This is a genomic window from Rhizobium sp. Leaf341 (assembly GCF_001424325.1).
Classification (GTDB): domain Bacteria; phylum Pseudomonadota; class Alphaproteobacteria; order Rhizobiales; family Rhizobiaceae; genus Ferranicluibacter.
Window position 1 is genome coordinate 20,904 of sequence record NZ_LMPE01000011.1, and the last position, 22,340, is coordinate 43,243.

Genomic DNA, 22,340 nt, shown 5'->3' on the forward strand with positions numbered 1-22,340 from the left:
CGCTTTAAACTGTTGCCCGATCCCCCGATCGCAGCTCGTTGACGAAACCCGAAAACTCGGCGCCCACCGCCTCGATCCACGGTCCCGCATATTTCCTGTAGAGTCCCGGCCATCCAAAGCCGACCGGGAGAACCTTTTCTCGGACTCGCACGCCGGCGTCTCGAAGGCGCCCTGCATAGGACCGGACTTCGTCGCGCAGCGGATCATCCTCCGACGTCATCAGAAGCGCCGGAGCCACCCGCATCAGCCGAGAACATTCGCACGGCGCCGCGTACGGGTGCTGCCCACCGCAAACGGCGCGCATATAGTGCTGCCATCCGTCCGCCCATCGCTCGCGCTGGCTGATATCTGCCTCTCGCATCGAAATCGACGTCATGCGCGGATCGATCATCGGTGACAGAAGCATCTGCCCAGCGAGGCGACCCGGAAAGCGATCGCGCGCCTTGAGCGCCACGCCAGCGGCAATATTTCCGCCGGCTTCATCGCCAACGACGAAGACCGGTGATTTCGCGGATCCTCCAAGCAGTCTGCGATGTTCGTCGATATAGCGAAGGACCGAACAGGCATGATCGAGAACCTCCGGGAAACAGAAGTCCGACGCACGTCCATATTCCGCGTCCACGACCACTGCCCCGCTCTCCGCGATCGCCCTGGGAATGGCTCGTTCCTCCTCCAGGCAGGTCGTGTCGAGAAACGCGCCACCCTGCAGACAGAGAACCAAAGGCTGTTGCTTGTTCGACGTGGAGCCCCTGTAAATGCGCGCACCAACGTCCAGACCGCCATCGGTCTGAATCTCGATCCTTTGTGAAGCGCTGTTCATCACGAATGCCGCCCTTCATAGAGCACCTTGCTCCTTCTGGTCTTTATCTAGTATTGTCCCGCAGCTCTGCACAAGCTACGCTAATCGGACATCAATGTTCCGGAATGTCGAACAATTGATCGTAGACTGGAGACCGAGTAATGGATCAGTTGACTGCAATGCGTGTTTTCGTTCGTGTCGTTGAGACCGGTAACTTTACACGTGCTGCGTCCACCTTGAGCATGCCGAAGACGACGGTGACGAACTATGTCCAGAGCCTCGAAGCTCGTCTTCAAGCGACACTTCTCAATCGGACGACGCGTCGGGTCATCGTCACAACGGATGGAGCCCTTTACTACGAGCGCGCCGTTCAAATCCTTTCCGAACTCGATGAACTGGACAGCAGTCTCAGCAACTCCCAATCCCAGCCAAGCGGACGGCTGCGCGTCGAGATGGCTGGTGCGTTTGCTGACCTGGTCGTGATCCCTGCCCTTTGCGACTTCTATCAGAGATATCCTCTGATCAAGCTGGATATCGGCGTCGGTGATCGGCTGGTTGATTATGTGGCCGAGAACGTCGACTGCGCCTTGCGTGGTGGCACGCCGGGTGACCAATCCTTGATCGCGCGCAAGGTTGGCGACATGACCATGAAGCTCTGTGCTGCTCCGCTCTATCTGGAGAAATTCGGCGAGCCTCATGAACCCGAAGATCTCACCCGTGCTCACGTTGCTGTCGGCTATCTCCTGGCGCAGTCCGGACGCATCATGGATCTCGAACTCGAAAACGCTGCGCGCGCGGTCGCGGTGACACCAAACTACATTCTGTCCGTTAACGATGCACGCTCCTACGTCAATGCAGCCATCGGCGGATTGGGCGTCGCGGCAGCCCCGGGCTTCATGATCGATGCTGCTCTGAGTGCTGGTACGCTGCGGCAGGTGTTGCCGGGATGGAGGGTCAAGCCGATCCCGCTTTATGTCGTCTACCCTCCGCGACGGCACTTGAGCAACAAGGTTCGGGTCTTCGTCGACTGGTTGGCCAAGCTCATGCAAACCTTGCCAGCTGACAGGGTTTTGAAGACGGACAGGCTGCCTTAGCGTATTCGAGGTCAACCGCATGGCTCCAACACAACCGGCGCCGAGCGCCCGCCTGCCCCGCGCGCCTTCAGAAGACCCATCATCATCTGCGACGACGAAAACTCTCCAGCCTTGGCCTTTTGCGTCAGATGGCGGAGATATCCACCAGGCGATCGAATATGGTCGCTCCGCTCGAGAATGCAGCTGATCGCCACCGCTGTTGAAACTGTGCCCATCGTTACACACGCGTCTTCGTACGCTGATGGACTGATACCGAACATGCGGCCAACGATATTTGCGGCAGACGCCAGATCTCGCCAGTCACGAATTTCACAGCGAGACGCATAGTCCGAGATAGACGGGCATGTCTTCAGCACGAGAGATAGTGACGTCGCTATTTCAGGACGAGGTTGATCGACGCTTCGTTTTTCGTTCTCGTTTCTTGGTTTGGTCGATGCCTCAGAATCAAAAGAAGATTCAGATTCTGATATCTGTATGTGGCGCTCATTTTGGCAGGGATTGGCGCTCAGTTTTTCTGGAATCTTTTGTGCATCCAAGGCCTTGATGATGTCATTACGCAGCTGCCGGAGCTGGCCGTATGCGTCGACCACAGTCTCCATTGTGACGCTTCGGGGAAGTGCGTCGATGATGGACCGAAAGGTCTCGTGATGAAGGTCCCAGTTTCCGGGCGTGCCATCTGCCCTTGCAAGAGCAATCAGCTTTGCGATGTCCCGTCGGCAGATGGTGAGGTTTTCACGCATTTCCTGTAGCTGCAGGCGCTCGGTGAGCACGGCTTGCGCCATTGCCTCAATCTCCGATGAACGGGCGAGAAGAGGCGCAAGCGAGAATCCAAAGGCTTCCTTCAGCTCGCCATTGCGATGGCGGCGCGTGTAACGTTTGCCATTGGCGCTGTCTTTGCGCACGATCAGGCCCGCGTCGACCAGAAGCGCCAGATGCCGCCGGATGGTCTGCTCGGCCATCCCGTTAGCCCGCAGCGAAAGTTGCTGGTTGGACGGGAAGACGACAAGGCCCGTCTCGGCCGAGATCTCGTTCTTCGGGTAGAAGGAGAGGAGCGCGTTAAGAAGCGCAAGTGTCCGGTCGGAAATGCCGAACCGCGCTCGGGCTTCGCACAAAGCCCGATACAGCTTCCATTTATCGACCGTTTGCGAGAGTTCACTCGTTGCCGTGCTCTGTCCTGTGAGCATGGCACGCGTCATCGGCCGCCGCCCAAAGGGCGTCGTCACAAGATTCGTGTCCATTTTCGTTGCCTCCAAGCGTAGGGCAAACGATTCCGGTCACCAAAGCGGCGTTCTCACGTTGACAAGTGATTCGAAGGGAGCTATTCGTTTCTCTGCTACAAGACAACAAAGGCTCTCAGGTGGTTCGCCGCTTGGGGGCCTTTCGTTTAACCGATACAGCATCCTTTCCTATTTAATGTTTCGTGACCCCTCAAACGGGGAAACCCTGTCATGTGACAGGGTTTTCAGGTGTCCGCGTCGTCCTTGCGCGCAAATCTCTCGACCAATCGCGGCATTTCAGCCTGCAGAAAAGCCGAGAAGGCTGCGCCTTTCGGGCCGACATGAACAATGCGTAATTCTTTGGCTGACACTTTCACCCGGGCGATGTCCCGTCCGTCGGCATCTCTGAGCGAAAGGACATCGGCGGCACCGTCGTCCGTCTCGGGGTCACGAGTCTTCAAAGCCGTCAGTGCCAAGCGAAAACGGTCGTCAGATCCGATAGCCGACATTCCGTCGGCCCGCAGACGTTTTTCCACCAGGGCCGACCCATTTCCGGATGCCGAGAACAGCTTGGCAAAGTCGCCCCATCGCGGCCGACCGACCTTGGGCGCACGTCCGATAAGCTCAATCACGTCGAGCGGCACGGCGCGATAGACACCGCGCATCCGAGCAAGCTCCGCATCATCAATCGCCAGCGCCGATTTGATGTCTCTCGGCTTGATCTGGGCGTCGTCCATGCGCGCCGCAAACAACGCGCGCTCGATCCATGTGAGGTCCTGACGAGCGGCATTCTCGATGCCTTGTGACACGACGAGGTCGCGATCAGACATCTCAACGACCAGCGCGCGCACCGGCAAGCCAAGTTCCTTAGCCGCCTTAAGACGTCTGTGGCCGTAGATGACCTGGTATCGACCGGGTCGATCCGGATGCGGCCTCACCTGGATCGGGATCTTCTGGCCTTCCGCCTCGAACGTAGCTTTGAAAGCGGCAAAATCCTGCGCATTGTCGTCTGCTAGCCGGTCCGGATACGGCGACGGATCGATCAGGGAGGCGTCAAGCTCCAAACTGGCACCGGCGCCGGACTCCACCAGCGCCTTCAGCCGGTCCCGTTCGTCGCGAAGTTCGCCGATGGAACGCTGAGCGGCCCCGATCACACCGGCCCCGACACGGGGGAGAGTAGGGGAGGGGGGCTGGACTGCCGCTGGTTGCGGTTCCGCAGGCTGCGGGTCGGAATCGACGGCTGCCGACAGGATCCCGAAATTTGCAATGATCGATTTTCTGGTCTTGCTCATGTCCTGCCCCAGCTCTGGCGGACAAGGTCGAGAATGCTCTCGTTGACCGCATCCATGGCTTCCCGCGCACGGCGATGCGTATCGCGCCCCACCTGTCCGATCTCTAGCTCGTAGAGGCTTCTCTTGGCGAGCCCTGCCGCTTCGACCGCCGTGCTTTCGACGGCCGTTGCAAGAAGAACATCCGAGCCGAAAAGGTGACGCAGCATTGCAACGACCTGCGACTGGGGCTGGTCGTTCGGGTCGTGACGGGTGATCAGATAACGGAAGAAATCCTGGTTCAGCTCGGCACCGTTTTCATTCAGCACCTGGATCAGATCGCCCATCATCAGCAGGAACTGGCTCATCGACGCGACATCCAGCATGGCCGGATGCACCGTCACGATCATGCCGGTCGCCGCATAAATGGCGCCGAGCGTCAGAAACCCGAGGGACGGCGGCGTATCAAGGACGACGACGTCATAATCCGCCTCCACTTCGAGAAGCGCCATTTTCAATCTTTCGAAGAAGATTCCGCCTGCGCCGCCGCCGCGTTGCGCCAGCACGCGTGGCGTATCGTGTTCATACTCCATGACCTCGAGATTGCCGGGTATCAGGTCGATACCGTCGAAATAGGTCTTGCGAATGATGTCGCGGATCGGTCGACGTTGCTCGTCATAGCGCAGGGCTGCGTAGATCGTTTCATTCGGGCCGACATCAACCTCGGGCTGGGCGCCGAACATGGCGGAAAGCGACGCCTGGGGATCGAGGTCGATCGCAAGAACGCGGTAGCCGTGAAGGGCGAGAAAATGCGCAAGATGCACACTCGTGGTGGTCTTTGCACTGCCGCCCTTGAAGTTCGAAATTGCCAGCACCTGGAGATGTTCGCCGTCCCGCCGGTGCGGCAGGAACCGCTGCGCATCCGACGGCTTCTGCTCGGCGAAGAAATTACGTAACTCGTTGATCTGAGTGAGGGTATAGGCCCGATGGTTGTTCTCAAGGCGGCTCGGTACCGGCCCGCGACCTTCAATAGACAGGAGCTTCAGGGTCGAATCCGGTATAGAGGTCAGCTTTGAAACTTCGTTCGTCAGAAAAAAGCGGAGGTTTTTTTCGGCCTTCGGCGGGTACATCCGGGCGCGCAACTGCTGAAGCTGGTTGGACAGCATTCCGGCGTGGCGCATGATCTTGGCAGCAGCGTCCTCTTGCCCGGCGGTGTCGCGCCGCACGTCATCTCTTAGCGCCATTTGTCCCTCTTGTCGGCCAATATGCGTTTTAGCGGCCATCCGTCGCTAAGCTACGCCATGATTCTTGATCGCCGTCCAGCGAAATAGCGAGAACGGGTGGCATGTCGGCTAATGAAGCCTGGGGATAGCGGCCTGTAAACCCGTTTCAAATGAGACGGTTACGCCACTTGAAGCAACAAAAGCCAGACACGGTCTGTCCGGGTTCCCGCCGCTCTGTTCGGTATCAAACGCCCATGACACCGCCACTCGGACTCAAGACCGTCCCGAATCGTTTTTTTTTGACCAATCGCTGCAAGCGGTTCGAATCGGGGCACATTTCGTGATAGCTAACATACAGAGGGCGAGAGAGGGAGCGACGTGGTGCTCGCCCGGCCCGCGAGAGATGGATGTGAAGCGAATGGACCCCGCTGCCCTTTCCCCTGTTGCCTTGCGCATGAATGCGGAACTTGCTGCCGCCGATCCCAGTCTGGTTCAAAATGCGGATCTTCTGGCGGCCGTTTTTGCGGGATGCGGCGATTGTATCAAGATCCTCGACCTCGATGGGCACCTCCAATTCATGAGCGATGGCGGCAAGCAGGTGATGGAGGTCGACGATTTCGACACGATCCGGAGCTGCCCGTGGCCGGATTTCTGGTCCGGGGATGGAAACGCTGCCGCGAAGGCGGCGATCGCCTCGGCGCGAGAGGGCAGGGCGTCCCGTTTTTCCGGATCGGCCGTAACCCTCAAGGGAAGCCCACGGTATTGGGACGTTCAGGTTCTGCCCATCGTCGGGGCCGACGGTGTCCCAACCCATCTCCTGTCGATCTCGAGGGACATCACCGAAACCCGTCTCGCGCGGCAGGAGGCGAGCCACCTCTCGGCCGAGCTTCAGGTCGCGGCCGTGCGGGAAGCGGACAGCATGCGTCGGCTCTTCGAAAGCGCGCCGAGCTTTCTCTGCACGCTTGAGGGACCCCACCACGTCGTGAAGATCGTCAACAACGCCTTTTCACGGCTGATCGGTCCGCGCCCCTCGGTGGGCCGTCCTTTCCGGTCCGTCTTGCCGGAGCTCGAGAGCCAGCAGGTTCTCACGCTGTTCGATCGCGTCTACGCCACGGGCGAGGCCCTGACAGGTCGCGGCGAACTGATCCGCCTGAAGCGTTTCGAGGGCGAGGCCGAGGAGGACTTCTATCTGAATTTCGTCATCCAACCCGTTCGCGATCCGCAGGGTACGGTCACGGGCCTGTTCATCGAAGGACATGATGTCACCGATCTGAAACGCGCCGAGCTTGCGCTTCGCCAGCGGGAGCTGCAGCTGCAGCTCGCACTCGACTCTGCCGAAATGGGCGTTTGGGAAGCCGTGCTTGTCGACGGGCGGATCGTCTCGACGTCGGAGGATGCTCGAGCGTCGCTTCTTCTCGGCCGACACTCCGGGGAACATCCTGTTTTCGAGACGTTTGCCGCCGGGGTGCACCCGAATGATCGACCGGCCTTCGATCTGGCGATCCGCCAGGCCATCGACCCCCTGGGGGAGGGGCACCTCGATGTAGAATATCGGCTCCTCTCCAGCGAAGACCGTCCGGAACGATGGATCCAGGCGCGGGCACAGGTCGTTTCCGACCCCCAAACGACACGCCTGATCGGCACCGTGCGCGATATCACGGCGATCAAGGATGCTGAGAGCCAGTACACGCTTCTCAACGGCGAGCTCCAGCATCGGATCAAGAACACTCTGGCGATGGTCAGTGCGATCGCATCACAGACCTTGAAGGGTGATGCCATCATGGAGCAGCGCGACACCTTCAACGCGCGCCTGCACACACTTGCGCATGCGCACGACCTTCTCATGGGAGAAGCCCAGGAGAAAGGCAGCATACGCGACGTCATCGAAACGGCTTTGGCGCCCCATCGTGCCGCTGCGGCTCAGTTTGACGTTTCCGGTCCCGATCGGTTCCTGTCGCCGAAGCAGACACTGTCTCTCGCCCTTGCCATCCACGAGCTGGCGACCAACGCGGCAAAGTACGGCGCGCTTTCCATGCCGGACGGGAAGGTGCGGGTCACCTGGCAGGAGGATGCGCGGGGAGCGGCCGCCCAGGCATTTGCTCTGCGGTGGGAAGAGCAGGGCGGGCCGACCGTCGTTCAGCCCACCCGATCCGGATTTGGCTCTCGGTTGATCACGCGCGTCCTCGCCGCAGACTTCAAAGGTGAGGTGAGGCTCGACTTTGCGCCAAGCGGATTGATCTGCACGCTGGTTTCACGGTTTCCGATCGCGCAGGGGTCGTGATGCGCATGAAAAAGACCGCCTGTCGTTCAACAGGCGGTCCATGACGGGTGTTCCTTAGCCGGCTTTAGACGCGAACGTCGTCCAGATCCCGCTTGGTGCCGGCAACGCCGCCGAACCATGCGGCAACTGCACCGAGGACCAGAGCGATGAAGCCGAGGATGGCGCCGGTCGAGACGGCAGCCGTCGCCGTCTGCGCAGCTTCGATGGCCTTCTGCTTGGCTGCTTCCATGTTCTGACGGTAGGTCTGCTCATACTGCTGAACCTGGGTGCGGGCCTGGTCGACCGGGATGTTCTGCGCACGAGCGAGAGCTTCGGCAGCCCGCGTGCGGGCTTCCTCGGCGGTTGCCTCGTCACCGGTGACAACAGCCTGAACGGCGGAGACGGCCGCGCTCTGCAGCGCCTGCGGGTCGTTGCCCGTCGTGTTGCGGATCTGCTGCTCGATGCCGGCCATCGGATTGGTGACATCGGCGAGTGCCGGTGCTGCGGTCGTGGCAGCCGTCGCTGCCGTGCGGCCAACGCCACCAACAACGCTCGAAAGGCCGCTGAAGGCACCGCCGACGATCGCGCCGACGGAGGTCGTCAGCAGGTAGAGAACGACGAGCGCCGTGACGGCCCAGGCTGTGACACCATGATAGCCACCGGTCGACTTGCTGGCGCGGCCTGAAAGACGGCTGGCGACATAACCACCGACAAAGGATGCAATGATGCCGGAGACGACAAACCAGGCACCACCGGCCATTGAAAAGGTGCTCGCCTGCGGATTATCGTACTGGGCCGGATCGATGACGGCTGCGCCGATGCCGACGCCGAGGAGATTGAGAAGGAATTGAACGGCAAGTGCCAGTGCGACACCGGCGAAAATGGAACCCCAGGATACTTTGTGCAATGACGCAGTTACTGAAGGCACGCCACCGTAGACGGTTTCGGTCGGACGATAGGAAGAAGCTGGGATTGTCATACTGATCGGGTCCTCTAGAGCCTGTCGCAAACGTGCGAGCGGTCTGAGAACGTGGAGTTTCGTCAGAAGTTCCAGACATTAGAAAAATATAATGAGGTGACGTCTCTTCGGCTGCTCTAGGGTGGCTTCTAACGATGCCGACCACGCTGCCGTCGAGTTGGACCCGTTCGCCGTGGCGGCTTGATGACGCCGCAGAGCGGTCTATCTTCCTGTCAGCCTTGTAAGCCGAGCCCGAGGAATGAACGCATGCGTCCTGTCTGGATCTCCCTTTGTCTTGCAGCGCTTCTTCAAGCTTCTTGTGCCGATGCCGAGGATATCGATCATGGGCGTCGGATCTTCCAGACCTGCGCGTCCTGCCACGTCGTTGACGCGGAAACCAACAAATACGGTCCCTATCTCAAGGGCGTCGTCGGGCGGAAGGCCGGCGCTGTCCCGGACTTTCGATATTCCCAAGCGATGACGGATGCCGGAAATTCCGGTCTCGTCTGGGACGACGAAGCGCTGGCAGCGTTTCTCTATAGTCCGAAACGGAAGGTTCCCGGGACGAGCATGCGGTTCTGGGGCCTCTGGAGCGAGAGCGAGATCCGCGACGTCATCGCTTATCTCAAAACTTTTCCCTGAGGACCCTTTCCGCGAGGACGAGAGCGGACGGCATCACTCCGCGGCCAGCGCAGGGATGTCGCGGGCATCGTCCGGCCGATCCCCGGCGTCTTCCTCCTGCGTAGGCCCGGCCCGCTTGGGGTCGCGCCCGAAGAACAGGGCATAGGCAGCCGGCAGCACGAAGATGGTCAGGACGGTGGCAACAAGGATGCCGCCCATCATGGCGTAGGCGAGGGGACCCCAGAAGACCCCGCGCGAAATCGGGATGAGCGCGAGAACGGCGGTCAGTGCGGTCAGCATGATGGGCCGGAAACGCAGGACCGCGCCGCCGACGATCGCGTCCATCCTGTTCATCCCCGCGGCGATATCCTGGTCGATCTGATCGATGAGGATGATCGAGTTGCGGATAATGATCCCGAGAAGCGCGATCACGCCGAGAATGGCAACGAAGCCGAAAGGTGCGCCGCTGATCAGCAGGGCCGCGCTGGCACCGATGATCCCCAGCGGTCCGGTCGCAAGCACCAGCATCGCCTTCCCGAAGTGTTGCAGCTGGATCATCAGGAGAACGACGATGATCATCAGCATGATCGGAGCTTTCGCCGCAATCGACGCCTGGCTTTCCGCGGCATCTTCGGCACCGCCCTGGATGTCCACCGTGTAGCCGGGTGCGAGACCATCGCGCAGATCTTGCATGCCCGCATACATCTGCATGACCACATCGTTCGGTTGCACACCGTCCGGCAGGGTGCCGCGAACAGTGATCGTGGGCAACCGATCGCGTCGCCATTCGACGCCCTGCTCGAGAACCGGCACCACCTTGGCGATCTGTGAAAGCGGGATGAAACCGCCGAAATCGGTCGGAATGTAGACGGAATTTACCGCCGACAGCAGCTTGCGGCTCTCGTCCGGCTCGCGTGCAACGATCGATACCGTCTCCTCGCCGTTGCGGAAATCTCCAAGGGGCGCCCCGTTGGTCGTGGTCTGAAGCATCTGGCGAATGCGCTGTGAGGTCACGCCGAGCGCGCGGGCGCGATCCTGATCAACGATCAGGCGCATGGCCGGCACCGGCTCGAGCCAGTCGTCATGAACGGCACCGAGCATCGGATTGGCCAGGAAGCGCTTCTTAACCTCGTCCGCGATCCGCCGCACCTCGGCGCGATCCGAGCCGCTTACGCGCATCTGGACGGGCCATCCGGTCGGGGGGCCGAGAAAGAGGCGATCCACCTTCGAACGGATCGAGGGAAAGTCTTTCGCCAGCATGTCGCGAAGCTTCAGGATCAGCCTTTCACGCGCTGGCTCATCCTTGGCCATGACGAGGAGCTGTGCGAAATTCGGGTTGCGCAGCTGCTGGTCGAGCGGCAGGAAGAAGCGGGGCGCGCCTTCGCCGGCGTAGCTCGCAACGAAACGCTTGTCGGGGTCGTCCAGAAGGCGGGCTTCCAGCGCCTTGGTCTGCGTTTCGACCTCCTTGATGCTGGTGCCCTCCGGAAGCCAGAGATCCACCATGATCTCGGGCCGGGACGATTGCGGAAAGAAGTTCTGCGGGATGAACTGGAACGCCCAGAGGCTGGCCACGAAGGTGCCGAGCGTCAGCGCGATCACGATCAGGCGGTGACGCACGCTCCAGCCTACGGTCGCGCGCAGACGACGGTAGAACCGGGTGTCGAAGACATCATGGTGCCCGCCCGCGTGTGGGCGCTGCTTCAGGATCATGTAGCCGAGCCAGGGTGTGAAATAGACCGCGACGAACCAGGACACCACGAGCGCGATGCCGACGACGTAGAAGAGCGAGCGGACGTATTCACCGGCTGTCGAGGCGGCAAATCCGACCGGAATGAAGCCCGCCGTCGTGATCAGGGTGCCGGTCAGCATGGGAAAGGCCGTCGAGGAATAGGCAAAGCTCGCGGCTTCGATCTTGACGAGCCCTTCGTCCAGTTTGCGCTCCATCAATTCGACGACGATCATGGCGTCGTCGACCAGGAGGCCGAGCGCAATGATGAGCGCGCCGAGGGAGATGCGCTGCAGATCGATGCCGATCTCGTACATGATGGCAAACGTGGCGGCGAGCACCAGAGGAATGGCGATTGCGATGACCAGCCCCGAGCGCCAGCCGATCGACAGGAACGAGACGACGAGGACGATGATCAGCGCTTCCGCGAGCGCCTTCATGAACTCGCCGACCGCTTCATTCACCACTTCCGGCTGATTGGAAATCTGTTCCACGTCGACGCCGTAGGGCAGCGCTTGCTCGAACCGCGCATAGGTCGCCTCGACGGCCTTGCCGACATCGATGACGTTAAAGCCCTTGGCCATGACGACGCCGAGTTGCACGCTGTCCTGTCCGTTGACCCGGTATTTGCGCGAGAAAGGATCTTCCAGCCCGGACGTCACCTGAGCGATATCGCCAAGCCGCGTGACCTGGTTTCCGGCGCGCAGACGCAGGTTCTCGATGTCCTCGACCTTGCCAACGTCGCCTTCCACGGAGATGCGCACCGAGCGGTCGCCGGTATCGACGGTGCCGGCAGGGTCGATCGCATTCTGCCCGGCAAGCGTATCTCTGAGGTCGTTCAGCGTCAGCCCACGTTCGGCAAGCGCCTTCGACGACACGTCGATGAAGATCTTTTCCGGCTGGTCGCCGATGATCACCGCTTTTTCCACGCCGGGCGTAGAAAGCAGCATGTCACGTGCCTTGATCGCGTAGCGTTTCAGCTCGGGATAGCTGTAGCCATTGCCCATCAAAGCATGGAGCGTGATGAATGTATCGCCGAACTCGTCGTTGAAGAAAGGACCGACGATACCGGCGGGCAGCTCGGAGCGGATATCGCCGACCTTCTTGCGCACTTGATAGAACGCGTCGGCCACCTGCGCGGCATTCGTGTCGCCCTTCACCTGCAGTGTGATGATCGTGCTTCCGGCGCGGCTATAGGAACGGACGAAATCGAGATGCGGGGTTTCCTGGAGCTTGCGCTCGATCTTGTTGACCACCTGATCCTGCATGTCCTCGATGGAGGCTCCCGGCCAGAGCGCTTGGATGACCATGACGCGGAAGGTGAAATCCGGGTCTTCCTTCTGGCCCATGTTCATCAGGCCGAACACGCCGGAAAGGATGATCAGTCCGAACAGGAACCGTGCGATGCTCGGATGCCCGATCGCCCAACGCGAGAGATTGAACCGTTGACGGCCATCGCCCGCGGGCGGCGGCGCAGCGGTGTTCCCGGATGTGGCCGTCTTCAGACCGGAATGTGGACCTTGGGGCGTCATGACGTCGTTCCGTTTCGGTAGGTGCGCGCGGAAATTGGGACGAGGCGCGCGTCGGCAGGGTTCGGGAGGGTCGATCACGTTCCGGAAGGGTCAGCGGGTCGCCGGAGCCGCTCCGGCAAGGCTCGCCTCGCGCGGCAGGGCGTCATCCGGCAGTTTCACCTTCAGGTCCTCGCGCATGAACTGCGTGCCCGCCGTCACCACGATATCGCCGGGTTTCAGGCCGTCTGCGATGCGGACGGAAACGCCGTTGAAATCGGCGATCGAAACCGGGCGCGCATGCACGGTTTCCTTTGCGGCATCGACAAGCCAGACCAGCGTTCGGTCGCCGTCCTTGGCAAGCGCGCTCAGCGGAAGGGAGGCGAGGGCAGGGCCCGTTTCCTGCGTCGCGGCAATCGACGCGGTCATGCCCAGACGCACGCGGTCATTCTCCGGCAGGCTGACGCGGACGGCGAAGGTGCGGGATTGCAGATCGGCGCTGCCGGCGATTTCCCGGACTTTTCCGGGCAGGCTCAGGCCGGCGCTCGACCAGAGCGTGACGTCTACGGTCTTGCCAGGCGTGAAGGCGAAGATGTCCGTTTCGGGGATGGCGACCAGAACTTCTTTCTCCCCGTCGGCCGCGACGGTCAGGATCGGCGTCCCAACCGCGACCACTTGTCCGACCTCGGCGCTGACGGCCGTGACGACCCCATCCCGGTCGGCGGCAAGAGAACCGTAGGCGACCTGGTTTCGTGCCTGCTCGAGCGTCGAACGTGCGGAATCGCGTGTGGAAACCGCCTGATCATAGGATAACTGGGCCTGTTCGAGCTGTGACTTCGAAGAGACGTTGGAGGCAAACAGCTCGTTCGCACGCGTGCGGGCGAGGTTCGCCGTCTCGACCTGGCGCTCGGCGGCGGAGAGGCTGGCCTCGGCGGCGCGAACGGACAGCGTGAAGTCCGTCGTATCGAGCCGCGCGAGGATCTGCCCCTTCTTGACGTGATCGCCGACATCGACGTGGCGCTCCGTCACCTTTCCGGCAACGCGGAAGCCGAGGGACGTTTCCGTGCGCGCTCGGACGGAGCCGGAGTAGTCCAGCGTGCGCGTCGTCTGTTCGTGCGCCACCGTCATGACGCGAACCGGCCGGACGACATCCGGCTTGACCTCGGCCTTCTCGTCGGAGCACGCCGCGAGGAACACGCTCGATGCGGCGAGGAGGGCAAGCACGGGCGCATGACGCACTGCGCGGGCGAATGGTTTCGACATGGTGATCGTCCTTGAGGGGGAGGGGCGCTTGGCCGGATGTTCCGTGTCGGCGTGACCCAAAGAGAGGTTCATGGCTTCAGCGCCTCGATCGCGAAAGCAACCAGATCTTCCGGCTGGGCACGATTTTCCTTGGCGACGCATTGCGCGACCATCTGCGGATGGCAGAGCATGACGGTGGCGGCACCGAAGCATTTTGCCGCGACATGCGGATCCTGTTCGCGGAATTCGCCGGACGCGATCCCCTCGGCGATGATCTCCGCCATCAGATCGTTGACGCGGTCGATGTGCCGTTCGATGACGTGCCAGTCCCGCTCGATGGCAACGATGACCATCTCATGGACTTTCTCTTCGTCCAGCATCGTTTCCATGGTCAGGCTGTGTTGTTCGAGCGTGTAACGGCGCAGGCGTTCGCTGGCACTCAGCGGCAAGGCTGCGATGCGTTGCGCCAGATCGTAGCTGGCGCCCAGCATGCGGCTGCAGAGCGCCTGATGGATCTCCACCTTCGATGCGAAGAAGCGGTAGATATTGGCCGTGGACATGCCGAGGTCACGGGCGATGTCGGCGACGGTCGTCTTCCCGTATCCGTAATGCCGGAAGAGCTTCTCCGCGGCATCGAGAATGCGCATGACACCGTCTTGCCGTGCTGCTTCCGTCGTATCCATGTCCATTCGAGCATCACCTTACGACTGACGAATTTTGTATTTCGTCAGTCGTAACGCGAAAAGGAGCCACCGTCAATGCGTCCCTGACATCGACGATGACACGGTCGGATTTACCTTGATAAGCGTGGCAGACTAGAGAGCGACGCCGCGATCGTCGAAACGGTACAGGAAGGCGTCCTGCGGTTTGATCCGGACGCCCTGTCCGACGGGAAGCACCAGACCGCCATGGGTTCTGATCTGCAGGCGGGGCGCGCCTTCGACCTCCACGACAAGATAGGTGTCGCTTCCGAGGTATTCGGCAGCAACGACCCGCCCATACCACCCGTCGTCGGCCGTTCCGGCACCGGTGCCGCTTGTCGCCTGGATGTCGAAATGTTCCGGCCGTACGCCGAGGGTCGATGCTCGGTATCCGTCTGCCAGCCGCCCCGTGATCAGGTTCATCTGCGGCGATCCGATGAAGGTGGCCACGAAGAGATTGGCAGGCTTGCGATAGAGATCGAGCGGGTGCCCGACCTGTTCGACCTTTCCGCCATTCATGACCACGATCTTGTCCGCCATCGTCATGGCTTCGACCTGATCATGCGTGACATAGACCGTCGTGGTCGCAAGTCGTTGTTGCAACTCGCGGATTTCGCCGCGCATCTGCACGCGCAGTTTGGCATCGAGATTGGACAGGGGTTCATCGAAGAGGAAGATCTTCGGGGCGCGGACGATGGCGCGTCCCATGGCGACGCGTTGGCGCTGCCCGCCGGACAGCGCAACCGGCTTTCGGTCGAGATAGCGTGTCAGATCGAGGATTTCGGCGGCGGACGCAACGCGCTGGCCGATCTCGCTCTTCGCAAGGCCTGCAAGTCGCAAGGCAAAACCCATGTTGGATGCGACCGTCATGTGCGGGTAAAGCGCATAGTTTTGAAAGACCATGGCGATGTCGCGGTCTCGCGGGGCAAGATCGTTGACGCGTGTGCCCTGGATCCGGATATCACCGGATGTGATGGCCTCCAGCCCGGCAATCGTCCGCAGCAAGGTAGATTTTCCGCAGCCGGACGGGCCAACCAGCGCGAGGAACTCGCCGTCCTCGGCCGTCACGGAAATGCCGTGCAGCACCTCCAGAACGCCGTAGGATTTCCGGATGTCTTCAAGTTCCAAACGCCCCATCATCATCCTCCCAAGAGTGTGGCTTGACACAAAACAAAAGTGATTTAATCTAATTTCTACGGCCTGGGAAGATCGTTGTTGGAGGCGATGGGGCCGGTAGGGAGCAGAGGCGGCCGGCGACATGCGTGTGGCAGTCGCCCTCCGCGAGACGAGGATGTAAACGCTGCCGCCGCTTCGGGCATCGCCACGGCGAGACGATTGTCGGCCGCATGACAACGTTTGGGGAGGACATTTGAAATGAACACCAGAATTCTCACGCTCCTGTCGGCCGTCGCCATGGCGCTGCCGGTTTCCGCCTTCGGGCAGGATACGATCACCGGCGATACCGTCGGTCCGCCGGACGCGCCGAACAAGCTCGTCTTCCGCATGACCTCGGATGGTCCGCGCAACAACGACCCGGTTCTTGCCGAAGGCTACAGCAAGCTGTTCAACGCGTTCGTCGCCAATCATGCAGGTTGGCAGGTCGAACTGCAGATGATGTCCGGCGACATCAGCCAGGAACAGGCCCGCATGCTCGAACAGGCCAAGTCCGGCAATGCGCCCGATTGCGCAGCGGTCGACAGCTTTGTTCTCCCGCTCTTCAAGAAGTCCGGCGTGCTGCAGTCGTTCTCGCCGTATTTCAAGAAGGAGGAGATCGACCAGCTGTTTCCCTTCATCCGCGACGGCGTAACGGGTGCAGACGGGCAGATTTACGCATGGTGGTGGTCGACCGACCTTCGGGTGCTCTACCGCAACACCGAGATCATCCCGGATGCGCCCGAGACGTGGGACGATACGAAGAAGGCAGCGCTGACCTCGGTCGAAAAGGGCATGGAGGGCATTCTCTTCAATGGCGGCCGCTACGAAGGCACGACGTTCGACTGGCTTGCGAATTTCTGGGGCCAGGGCGGAAAGCTGGTGGACGATGCCGGCAAGCCGATCTTCGGCGAGGGCGAAAACCGGGAAAAGTTCATCAAGGCCGTCAACTACTATCGTGACCTGGTTGAATCCGGTGCGGCCCCGAAGCGCGTGGCGACCATCGGCAACTACGACGACTTCAACGCGGCCGCAGCGGCCGGTACGTCGGCCCTGTTTGTCGGCGGCAACTGGCAGTACAACCAGCTGAAAACGGTTCTCGAGCCCGAAGAGCTGGCCAAATGGACCTTCTCGAGGCTGCCCGGACCGACGAAGGACGAGCGTTCCACGGGCACAGGTGGCTGGACAGTCGCTGCCTTTTCGAAGGATCCGGCCAAGGTCGAGATGTGCGCCAACCTCGCGCGGGAGATCTACATGGGGCCTGCCAACGAACTGCAGGAGCAGCTGCCGACCCGCGCCGACTTCTATTCCACCTACAAGATCTTCTCGAGCGACACCAACAAGGCGTTCGGCGAAGCGCTGAAGGTCGGTCAGGCCCGTCCCGGCGCACCGGTCTATCCGGAGATTTCCAACCAGATCCAGATCATGATGGGCAAGGTGCTGACCGGTGCGGAAGCCACGGATGCGGCCGTGGACGAAGCCTTCAAGGCATCGACGGCCGCCTTCGGCCGCCTCTAGCACCCGGCACGGCGCGAGAGTGATCTCGCGCCGTGCATCTCACGCGCAAGGCTGGACCGATCATGACAGTGCGGAATGCAACCTTTGAACGCCCCATGGCCGCCGGTCTCGCGCGCAGCAGCCGGCACGATGCTCCGCGGGTGGCCCCCTGGGTGCTGCCGCTCATCCTTGTGCTCGGCCTGTTCTACCTCTACCCCGTCTTCGACGTCATGCGGCTCGCCTTCATGCGGGCGACGCTGCTGGCAAACGACGGCACCTACACGCTTTCCACGCTGATCGACACACTGTCGCGGCCGGAGCTGGCGCAGATTTTGTGGGTCACCTTCGTCTTCACCGCGTCGAGCGTCGTCGCCCAGCAGGTGCTCGGCCTTGTCATCGCCCTCGTGGTGGTGCGCGGGGAGGGGCGCGGCCTGTTCGGAACGACGATCGTACGCACGACCGCGCTGGTCGCCTGGGTGGTCCCGGGCATTGCGGGCGGCATCATCTGGAAGATGCTCTTCAACGAAGCGCCGTTCGGCGGGCTCAACAGCATCCTGCGTCTTCTCGGGGCGGCACCGGTGCAATGGCTGTCGGATCCGGATCTCGTCATGTGGTCGGTCGTGCTGTCGAACGTCTGGCGCGGGACCGCCTTCTCCATGGTCGTCATGTATGCGGCACTGAAGGCCATCGACCCTGTTCTTTATGAGGCCGCCTCCGTCGATGGCGCCAACGCCCGCCAGAGGCTGCTCCACGTGACCCTGCCGCAGCTGCGTGCCGCCATTCTCGTCAACATGATCCTGATCACGATCCAGACGCTGAACACGTTCGATGCGATCATCTCGCTGACCGGCGGCGGCCCCGGCCGGGCAACGGAAGTGCTCTCGCTCTATACGTTCAACATCGTGTTCCGGAACTACGACCTGTCGGTCGGTGCCGTGCTGTCGATCCTGATGCTCGCGATCAGCCTGGGTCTTGCTCTCGTCTATGCCGTGTTCCTTCCGAAGGGAGATGAATGATGTCGGCCGCGTCCCGCGAGAGGCTGGGCGATGCGCTCAGCTACCTGTTCATGCTGGTGATCTTCGTCTTCTTCGCATGGCCCCTGCTCTGGCTTCTGTCGCTGGCCCTGCGCACCCGCAAGGAAGTGTTTCTCGGCGTCAGCCGGTTCATCCCGAAGGCGCCGACCCTCGACAACTTCGCCATGATCCTCTCATCGGACAAGTTCCTCGGTTACCTCTGGAACGCACTGAAACTGTCCTCCCTGAGCGCCATCGGTTGCCTCGTCGTGGCGCTGCCGGCGGCCTACGCGTTCTCGCGCTTCAGGTTTCGCGGCAAGGGCGCCTGGATGATGGCCATCCTGTCCGTGCAGATGATCTCGCCGCTCGTCATCATGGTGCCGCTCTACCGCTACATGGCCGCGATCGGGCTGACCGACAGCCACTTCGGCGTCGTCATGGTCTACATCGCGCTCGCCGTTCCCACGGTCACATGGATTCTCAAGGGATCGATCGACGGGATCCCCAAGAGCCTCGACGAGGCCGCACTGATCGATGGCTGCAATCGGTGGGGCGTGTTCGTGCGCGTCATCCTGCCGCTGTCCACGCCGGGCATCGCGTCCGCCTTCATCATCTCGGTCATCGCCGGCTGGTCGCAGTTCCTCGTGCCGTTCCTGCTCATCACCCGCGAAGCCCTCACGCCGATCGGGGTCGGCATCTTCCAGTATGCCGGGACCCAGAACGATAGCTCGATCCAGTTGCTCGCCGCTGCCTGCCTCGTTTCCGTGGTGCCGGCGATCATCGCCTTCCTTTCCCTGCAGCGCCTGATCCTTGGCGCCATGACCGCCGGTGCGGTCAAGGGTTGATCCTTTCATGACACAGACCAGGACTTGAAGATCATGACACTGACACTTGCCCAACGTCTCGAGCGCTTCCAGGTGCGCATGGCCGAACTTGAATTCTGGCGCGTCCACAAGACCGTCCAGATCGAGGGCTGGCGTTGCAACGACACGCCGATCGCGCTGGGCGAAGCCTGGCCCCAGGTCCGCGGCACGCAGCGGTTTGCAGGCTTCGCCGTCGTGCCGGCCGGCTGGCCGCTGGAGGATACACGCCTCTACGTCGACCTCGGCGGCGAAAGCCTGATCACGATCGCCTCGGAGGATGGCACGGCGAAGACGGTCGGGCTCGATCCGTACCATCGCGAGTTCGGCGTGCCCGCGACACGCTTCACCGTGACATCGGAAACCGTCGCCCGTCTGCCGTTCGGCGAACCCGTCCGCAAGCCGCATCTCGAACGCGCCGAGCTTCTTTGGCTGGAGCCGTCGGTCGACAGGCTTTGGCTGCTCGTCCGCCAGATCGCGGAGGCCATCGCCGTTCTCGAAGGCCACGACGTCGTGCCGCATCTGCTGGACGCCGGCGAGGAGGCGCTTCGCTCGCTCGACTGGCCGTCGGCGACGGCCGATTACGTCTCGCGCACGTCGATGGCGCCGATGCAGCAGAAGATCTGGCAGCTGCCGGACCTGAAGTCCGAGCCGGCGGGCCTCGACGACCATCACCGCGCGAGCGTGACCAAGGCCTATGACGCACTGATGGCGCGCCTTGCCGCGCTCCGCGAGCGTTTTCCGCCGCAGGGGAAGATCGCGCTGACAGGCCATGCGCATATCGATCTGGCCTGGCTCTGGCCCTACGACGAGACGCGCCGAAAGATCCGGCGCACCTTCCACACGGCCCTTTCGCTGATGGAGGGGTCCAACGATTTCCGTTTCAACCAGTCGACCGCACATTACTACGCGCAGATCGCGGAAGACGACCCGGATCTACTGGAGCGCGTCAAGGAGCAGGTGAAAGCCGGAAAGTGGGAGACCGTGGGCGGCCTTTGGATCGAGCCTGACACCAACATGCCAACCGGCGAAAGCCTGTCGCGACAGGTGCTCTATGGACAGCGCTATTTCGAAAAGACCTTCGGCCTGCGCCACACCGTCTGCTGGCTGCCGGACTGCTTCGGTTTCACGGGCGCGCTGCCGCAGATCCTGCGCCAGGGGGGCATGAAGAGCTTCTTCACGATCAAGGTCAACTGGTCGGAGACGAACCGGTTTCCCGCGGATCTCTTCTGGTGGGAAGGTATCGACGGCAGCCGCGTTCTCGCGCACACATTCGACAACCCGATGCAGGGCTATAACGGCTTCGTACGGCCGGACTGCTTCGTCCCGACCTGGAAGAACTTTCGCCAGAAGGACAAGCACGAAACGACGCTGCTGTGCGTCGGCTACGGCGACGGCGGCGGCGGCGTGACGCCGGAAATGGTCACGCGCGAAGAGCAGCTGCGCGTCTTCCCGGCAATCCCGCAAGCGGCATGGACCCGCGTCGAGGACTTCTTCGACGGCGCGCACAAGACGGCGTCCCGAAAGGCTCTGCACGTCTGGCAGGGCGAAATCTATCTCGAGCTTCACCGCGCGACGCTGACGAGTCAGAGTGCGGTGAAACGCCTCCACCGCAAGGCCGAACGGACCCTGATCACGGCGGAAACCGTTGCAGGTCTCGCCCATCTGATGGGGGCGGATCGTCCCGCATCCTTGGAGCCGACTTGGCGCGTCGTCCTGAAGAACGAGTTCCACGACATTCTGCCCGGTTCCTCGATCGCCGAGGTCTATGTGGATGCCGTCCGCGAACTCGATGGCGCCATTGCCGAGGGAGCCGGCGCGCTCGATCAGGCGATGTCCGCCCTCGCGCGTCGCCTGCCAGCCGCGTCCGGTGGAGAAAGCGGCACCGTGCTCGTCGTCAACCCGTCCCTGTCGTCGCGCGCGATCCGCTTGAACATGCCGGACGGACCTGTGTCGGCCGAAGGATCGGTGCCCCCGCTCGGCATTGCCGTCCTTCCGGCCTCGGCCATCGCACCGGCACCGGGCCTCAAGGTCACGAAGAACACGCTGGAGAACGCGACCCTCAAGGTGACGCTCGCCGAAGATGGATCAATCGCCAGTCTCCTGCACAAGCCGACGGGCCGGGAGGCCATCGAAGGGCGCGGCAACAGGCTGTATGCCTATACGGCCGACAAGCCGCGGAATTGGGATGCGTGGGATGTCGAGAACGACTACGTCGACAAGGCCGAGGAGATCACCGGTTTCGACGCGATCGAGATTGTCGAGACGGGTCCGCACCGTGCCGCGATCCGCATCAAACGGACGTGGCGCCATTCCAGCATCGTGCAGACGCTGAGCCTTGGGGCGAATGCGCGGCGTCTCGATATCCATACGGAGATCGACTGGCATGACCGACGCGTCATGCTGCGAAGCCTCAGCGAGCTTGCCGTGAAAAGCCGGATGGCGACCTGCGAATGCGCCTATGGCGTGCTCGAGCGGCCGACCGGATCCAACACCTCCTGGGACGAAGCCATGTTCGAGGCCCCGGCGCACCGCTTCGTCGATCTGTCCGAACCCGATTTCGGTGTGGCGCTGATCAATGACGCGAAGTATGGGCACAGCATGCGGGGCAGCGTGCTGGGCCTCTCGCTCCTGCGCTCGCCGATCTATCCGGACCCCATGGCGGACGAGGGATATCAGGCCTTCACCTATTCCCTGATGCCGCATGCAGGCACCTGGTATGAAGGCGGCGTGCGCGAGGAAGCCGAGGAGCTGAACCAGCCGCTCGTGGTTCTTCCGGTAACGGATCGCGCGGTCGGTGCCTGGCAGCCGCTCGCACCGAAGGGGATCGACGCGGCACTTTCGGGACTGAAGCCGAGCGAGGACGGCGACGATCTCGTGCTGCGCGTTTTCGAGCCGGCAGGCCGGCGTGGCGATTTCTCGGTCACGCTGCCCGACGGCTGGGCAATGAGCGCACCGGTGACCATCCTCGAAGAGCCGATGGACGACGTTGCCGCCACCGGCCTCTTGCCTTTCGAGGTCAAAAGCTGGCGTCTCACACGAAGCTGATCGATCGAGCCTTTCTCCCCCGGCCTCTTTGGCCTACCTTGGCCCGCATGTCGCAAGACGTGCGGGCCTTTTTCACCTCCGCGAGACCAGGGCGAATGTCCGTTTCCGTCGAGGCGAGAGCCGTGCGGCGCGGGGCGTTCGTTCGAGCATGAA

Annotated in this window: 16 protein-coding genes; 7 read left to right on the forward strand and 9 right to left on the reverse strand. The window is 62.0% G+C overall.

Annotated elements, in window-relative coordinates:
• Positions 1-4: 4 nt before the first annotated feature.
• On the reverse strand, positions 5-820 hold the full coding sequence (locus ASG03_RS11365; RefSeq protein ID WP_062693646.1) for an alpha/beta hydrolase fold domain-containing protein: 816 nt from the start codon (positions 818-820) through the stop codon (positions 5-7).
• Positions 821-960: 140 nt separating this feature from the next.
• On the opposite strand from ASG03_RS11365, the gene ASG03_RS11370 reads away from it, so the two are divergent.
• On the forward strand, positions 961-1,893 hold the full coding sequence (locus ASG03_RS11370; RefSeq protein WP_062693647.1) for a LysR family transcriptional regulator: 933 nt from the start codon (positions 961-963) through the stop codon (positions 1,891-1,893).
• Positions 1,894-1,904: 11 nt separating this feature from the next.
• On the opposite strand, the gene repC is transcribed toward ASG03_RS11370, so the two are convergent.
• The 3 genes from repC to repA form a co-directional block, all read right to left on the reverse strand.
• A complete protein-coding gene (gene repC, locus ASG03_RS11375) occupies positions 1,905-3,131 on the reverse strand; it encodes a plasmid replication protein RepC (protein ID WP_062693648.1) in 1,227 nt (408 codons plus the stop codon).
• A 224-nt stretch (positions 3,132-3,355) separates the two neighbouring features.
• Positions 3,356-4,402 carry a plasmid partitioning protein RepB gene (repB, locus tag ASG03_RS11380; protein WP_062693649.1) on the reverse strand — a complete coding sequence of 349 codons (1,047 nt, stop codon included), beginning with the start codon at positions 4,400-4,402 and terminating at the stop codon, positions 3,356-3,358.
• Positions 4,399-5,622, reverse strand: a complete 1,224-nt coding sequence (gene repA / locus ASG03_RS11385) for a plasmid partitioning protein RepA (protein WP_062693650.1) — start codon at positions 5,620-5,622, stop codon at positions 4,399-4,401. The genes repB and repA overlap by 4 nt, the downstream gene beginning before the upstream one ends.
• Before the next feature lie 397 nt (positions 5,623-6,019).
• Between repA and ASG03_RS11390 the strand changes: the two genes are divergently transcribed.
• Positions 6,020-7,882, forward strand: coding sequence for a PAS domain-containing sensor histidine kinase (locus ASG03_RS11390; RefSeq protein WP_062693651.1), 1,863 nt, complete (start codon positions 6,020-6,022; stop codon positions 7,880-7,882).
• Between the two features lie 64 nt (positions 7,883-7,946).
• Here the strand turns inward: ASG03_RS11390 and ASG03_RS11395 are convergent, their stop codons facing one another.
• A complete protein-coding gene (locus tag ASG03_RS11395; protein ID WP_062478239.1) occupies positions 7,947-8,840 on the reverse strand; it encodes a hypothetical protein in 894 nt (297 codons plus the stop codon).
• A gap of 246 nt (positions 8,841-9,086) precedes the next feature.
• Between ASG03_RS11395 and ASG03_RS11400 the strand changes: the two genes are divergently transcribed.
• Positions 9,087-9,461 carry a c-type cytochrome gene (locus ASG03_RS11400; RefSeq protein WP_062478242.1) on the forward strand — a complete coding sequence of 125 codons (375 nt, stop codon included), beginning with the start codon at positions 9,087-9,089 and terminating at the stop codon, positions 9,459-9,461.
• Positions 9,462-9,494: 33 nt separating this feature from the next.
• On the opposite strand, the gene ASG03_RS11405 is transcribed toward ASG03_RS11400, so the two are convergent.
• The 4 genes from ASG03_RS11405 to ASG03_RS11420 form a co-directional block, all read right to left on the reverse strand.
• Positions 9,495-12,698, reverse strand: coding sequence for an efflux RND transporter permease subunit (locus ASG03_RS11405; RefSeq protein ID WP_082475706.1), 3,204 nt, complete (start codon positions 12,696-12,698; stop codon positions 9,495-9,497).
• A gap of 90 nt (positions 12,699-12,788) precedes the next feature.
• Positions 12,789-13,937 (reverse strand): efflux RND transporter periplasmic adaptor subunit, encoded by a 1,149-nt coding sequence (locus ASG03_RS11410; RefSeq protein ID WP_062693652.1) that lies wholly within the window; start codon positions 13,935-13,937, stop codon positions 12,789-12,791.
• 68 nt (positions 13,938-14,005) lie between these two features.
• Complete coding sequence (locus ASG03_RS11415; protein WP_062478247.1) at positions 14,006-14,605, reverse strand: TetR family transcriptional regulator; 600 nt, start codon at positions 14,603-14,605, stop codon at positions 14,006-14,008.
• A 126-nt stretch (positions 14,606-14,731) separates the two neighbouring features.
• Positions 14,732-15,754 (reverse strand): ABC transporter ATP-binding protein, encoded by a 1,023-nt coding sequence (locus ASG03_RS11420; RefSeq protein WP_062693653.1) that lies wholly within the window; start codon positions 15,752-15,754, stop codon positions 14,732-14,734.
• A 237-nt stretch (positions 15,755-15,991) separates the two neighbouring features.
• On the opposite strand from ASG03_RS11420, the gene ASG03_RS11425 reads away from it, so the two are divergent.
• The 4 genes from ASG03_RS11425 to ASG03_RS11440 all read left to right on the forward strand — a co-directional run bounded on the left by ASG03_RS11425 (position 15,992) and on the right by ASG03_RS11440 (position 22,187).
• Positions 15,992-17,287, forward strand: coding sequence for an extracellular solute-binding protein (locus ASG03_RS11425; protein WP_062693654.1), 1,296 nt, complete (start codon positions 15,992-15,994; stop codon positions 17,285-17,287).
• A gap of 95 nt (positions 17,288-17,382) precedes the next feature.
• Positions 17,383-18,282 (forward strand): carbohydrate ABC transporter permease, encoded by a 900-nt coding sequence (locus ASG03_RS11430; RefSeq protein WP_062478832.1) that lies wholly within the window; start codon positions 17,383-17,385, stop codon positions 18,280-18,282.
• Positions 18,282-19,124, forward strand: a complete 843-nt coding sequence (locus tag ASG03_RS11435) for a carbohydrate ABC transporter permease (RefSeq protein WP_062478256.1) — start codon at positions 18,282-18,284, stop codon at positions 19,122-19,124. The genes ASG03_RS11430 and ASG03_RS11435 overlap by 1 nt, the downstream gene beginning before the upstream one ends.
• Before the next feature lie 33 nt (positions 19,125-19,157).
• Positions 19,158-22,187 carry an alpha-mannosidase gene (locus ASG03_RS11440; protein WP_062693845.1) on the forward strand — a complete coding sequence of 1,010 codons (3,030 nt, stop codon included), beginning with the start codon at positions 19,158-19,160 and terminating at the stop codon, positions 22,185-22,187.
• Positions 22,188-22,340: the final 153 nt, after the last annotated feature.

Bases quoted from the DNA above. Each gene is read 5' to 3' on its own strand.
- ASG03_RS11365 (WP_062693646.1), bottom strand. From the start codon at position 820: ATGAACAGCGCTTCACAAAGGATCGAGATTCAGACCGATGGCGGTCTG.
- ASG03_RS11370 (WP_062693647.1), top strand. From the start codon at position 961: ATGGATCAGTTGACTGCAATGCGTGTTTTCGTTCGTGTCGTTGAGACC.
- repC (WP_062693648.1), bottom strand. From the start codon at position 3,131: ATGGACACGAATCTTGTGACGACGCCCTTTGGGCGGCGGCCGATGACG.
- repB (WP_062693649.1), bottom strand. From the start codon at position 4,402: ATGAGCAAGACCAGAAAATCGATCATTGCAAATTTCGGGATCCTGTCG.
- repA (WP_062693650.1), bottom strand. From the start codon at position 5,622: ATGGCGCTAAGAGATGACGTGCGGCGCGACACCGCCGGGCAAGAGGAC.
- ASG03_RS11390 (WP_062693651.1), top strand. From the start codon at position 6,020: ATGGACCCCGCTGCCCTTTCCCCTGTTGCCTTGCGCATGAATGCGGAA.
- ASG03_RS11395 (WP_062478239.1), bottom strand. From the start codon at position 8,840: ATGACAATCCCAGCTTCTTCCTATCGTCCGACCGAAACCGTCTACGGT.
- ASG03_RS11400 (WP_062478242.1), top strand. From the start codon at position 9,087: ATGCGTCCTGTCTGGATCTCCCTTTGTCTTGCAGCGCTTCTTCAAGCT.
- ASG03_RS11405 (WP_082475706.1), bottom strand. From the start codon at position 12,698: ATGACGCCCCAAGGTCCACATTCCGGTCTGAAGACGGCCACATCCGGG.
- ASG03_RS11410 (WP_062693652.1), bottom strand. From the start codon at position 13,937: ATGTCGAAACCATTCGCCCGCGCAGTGCGTCATGCGCCCGTGCTTGCC.
- ASG03_RS11415 (WP_062478247.1), bottom strand. From the start codon at position 14,605: ATGGACATGGATACGACGGAAGCAGCACGGCAAGACGGTGTCATGCGC.
- ASG03_RS11420 (WP_062693653.1), bottom strand. From the start codon at position 15,754: ATGGGGCGTTTGGAACTTGAAGACATCCGGAAATCCTACGGCGTTCTG.
- ASG03_RS11425 (WP_062693654.1), top strand. From the start codon at position 15,992: ATGAACACCAGAATTCTCACGCTCCTGTCGGCCGTCGCCATGGCGCTG.
- ASG03_RS11430 (WP_062478832.1), top strand. From the start codon at position 17,383: ATGGCCGCCGGTCTCGCGCGCAGCAGCCGGCACGATGCTCCGCGGGTG.
- ASG03_RS11435 (WP_062478256.1), top strand. From the start codon at position 18,282: ATGTCGGCCGCGTCCCGCGAGAGGCTGGGCGATGCGCTCAGCTACCTG.
- ASG03_RS11440 (WP_062693845.1), top strand. From the start codon at position 19,158: ATGACACTGACACTTGCCCAACGTCTCGAGCGCTTCCAGGTGCGCATG.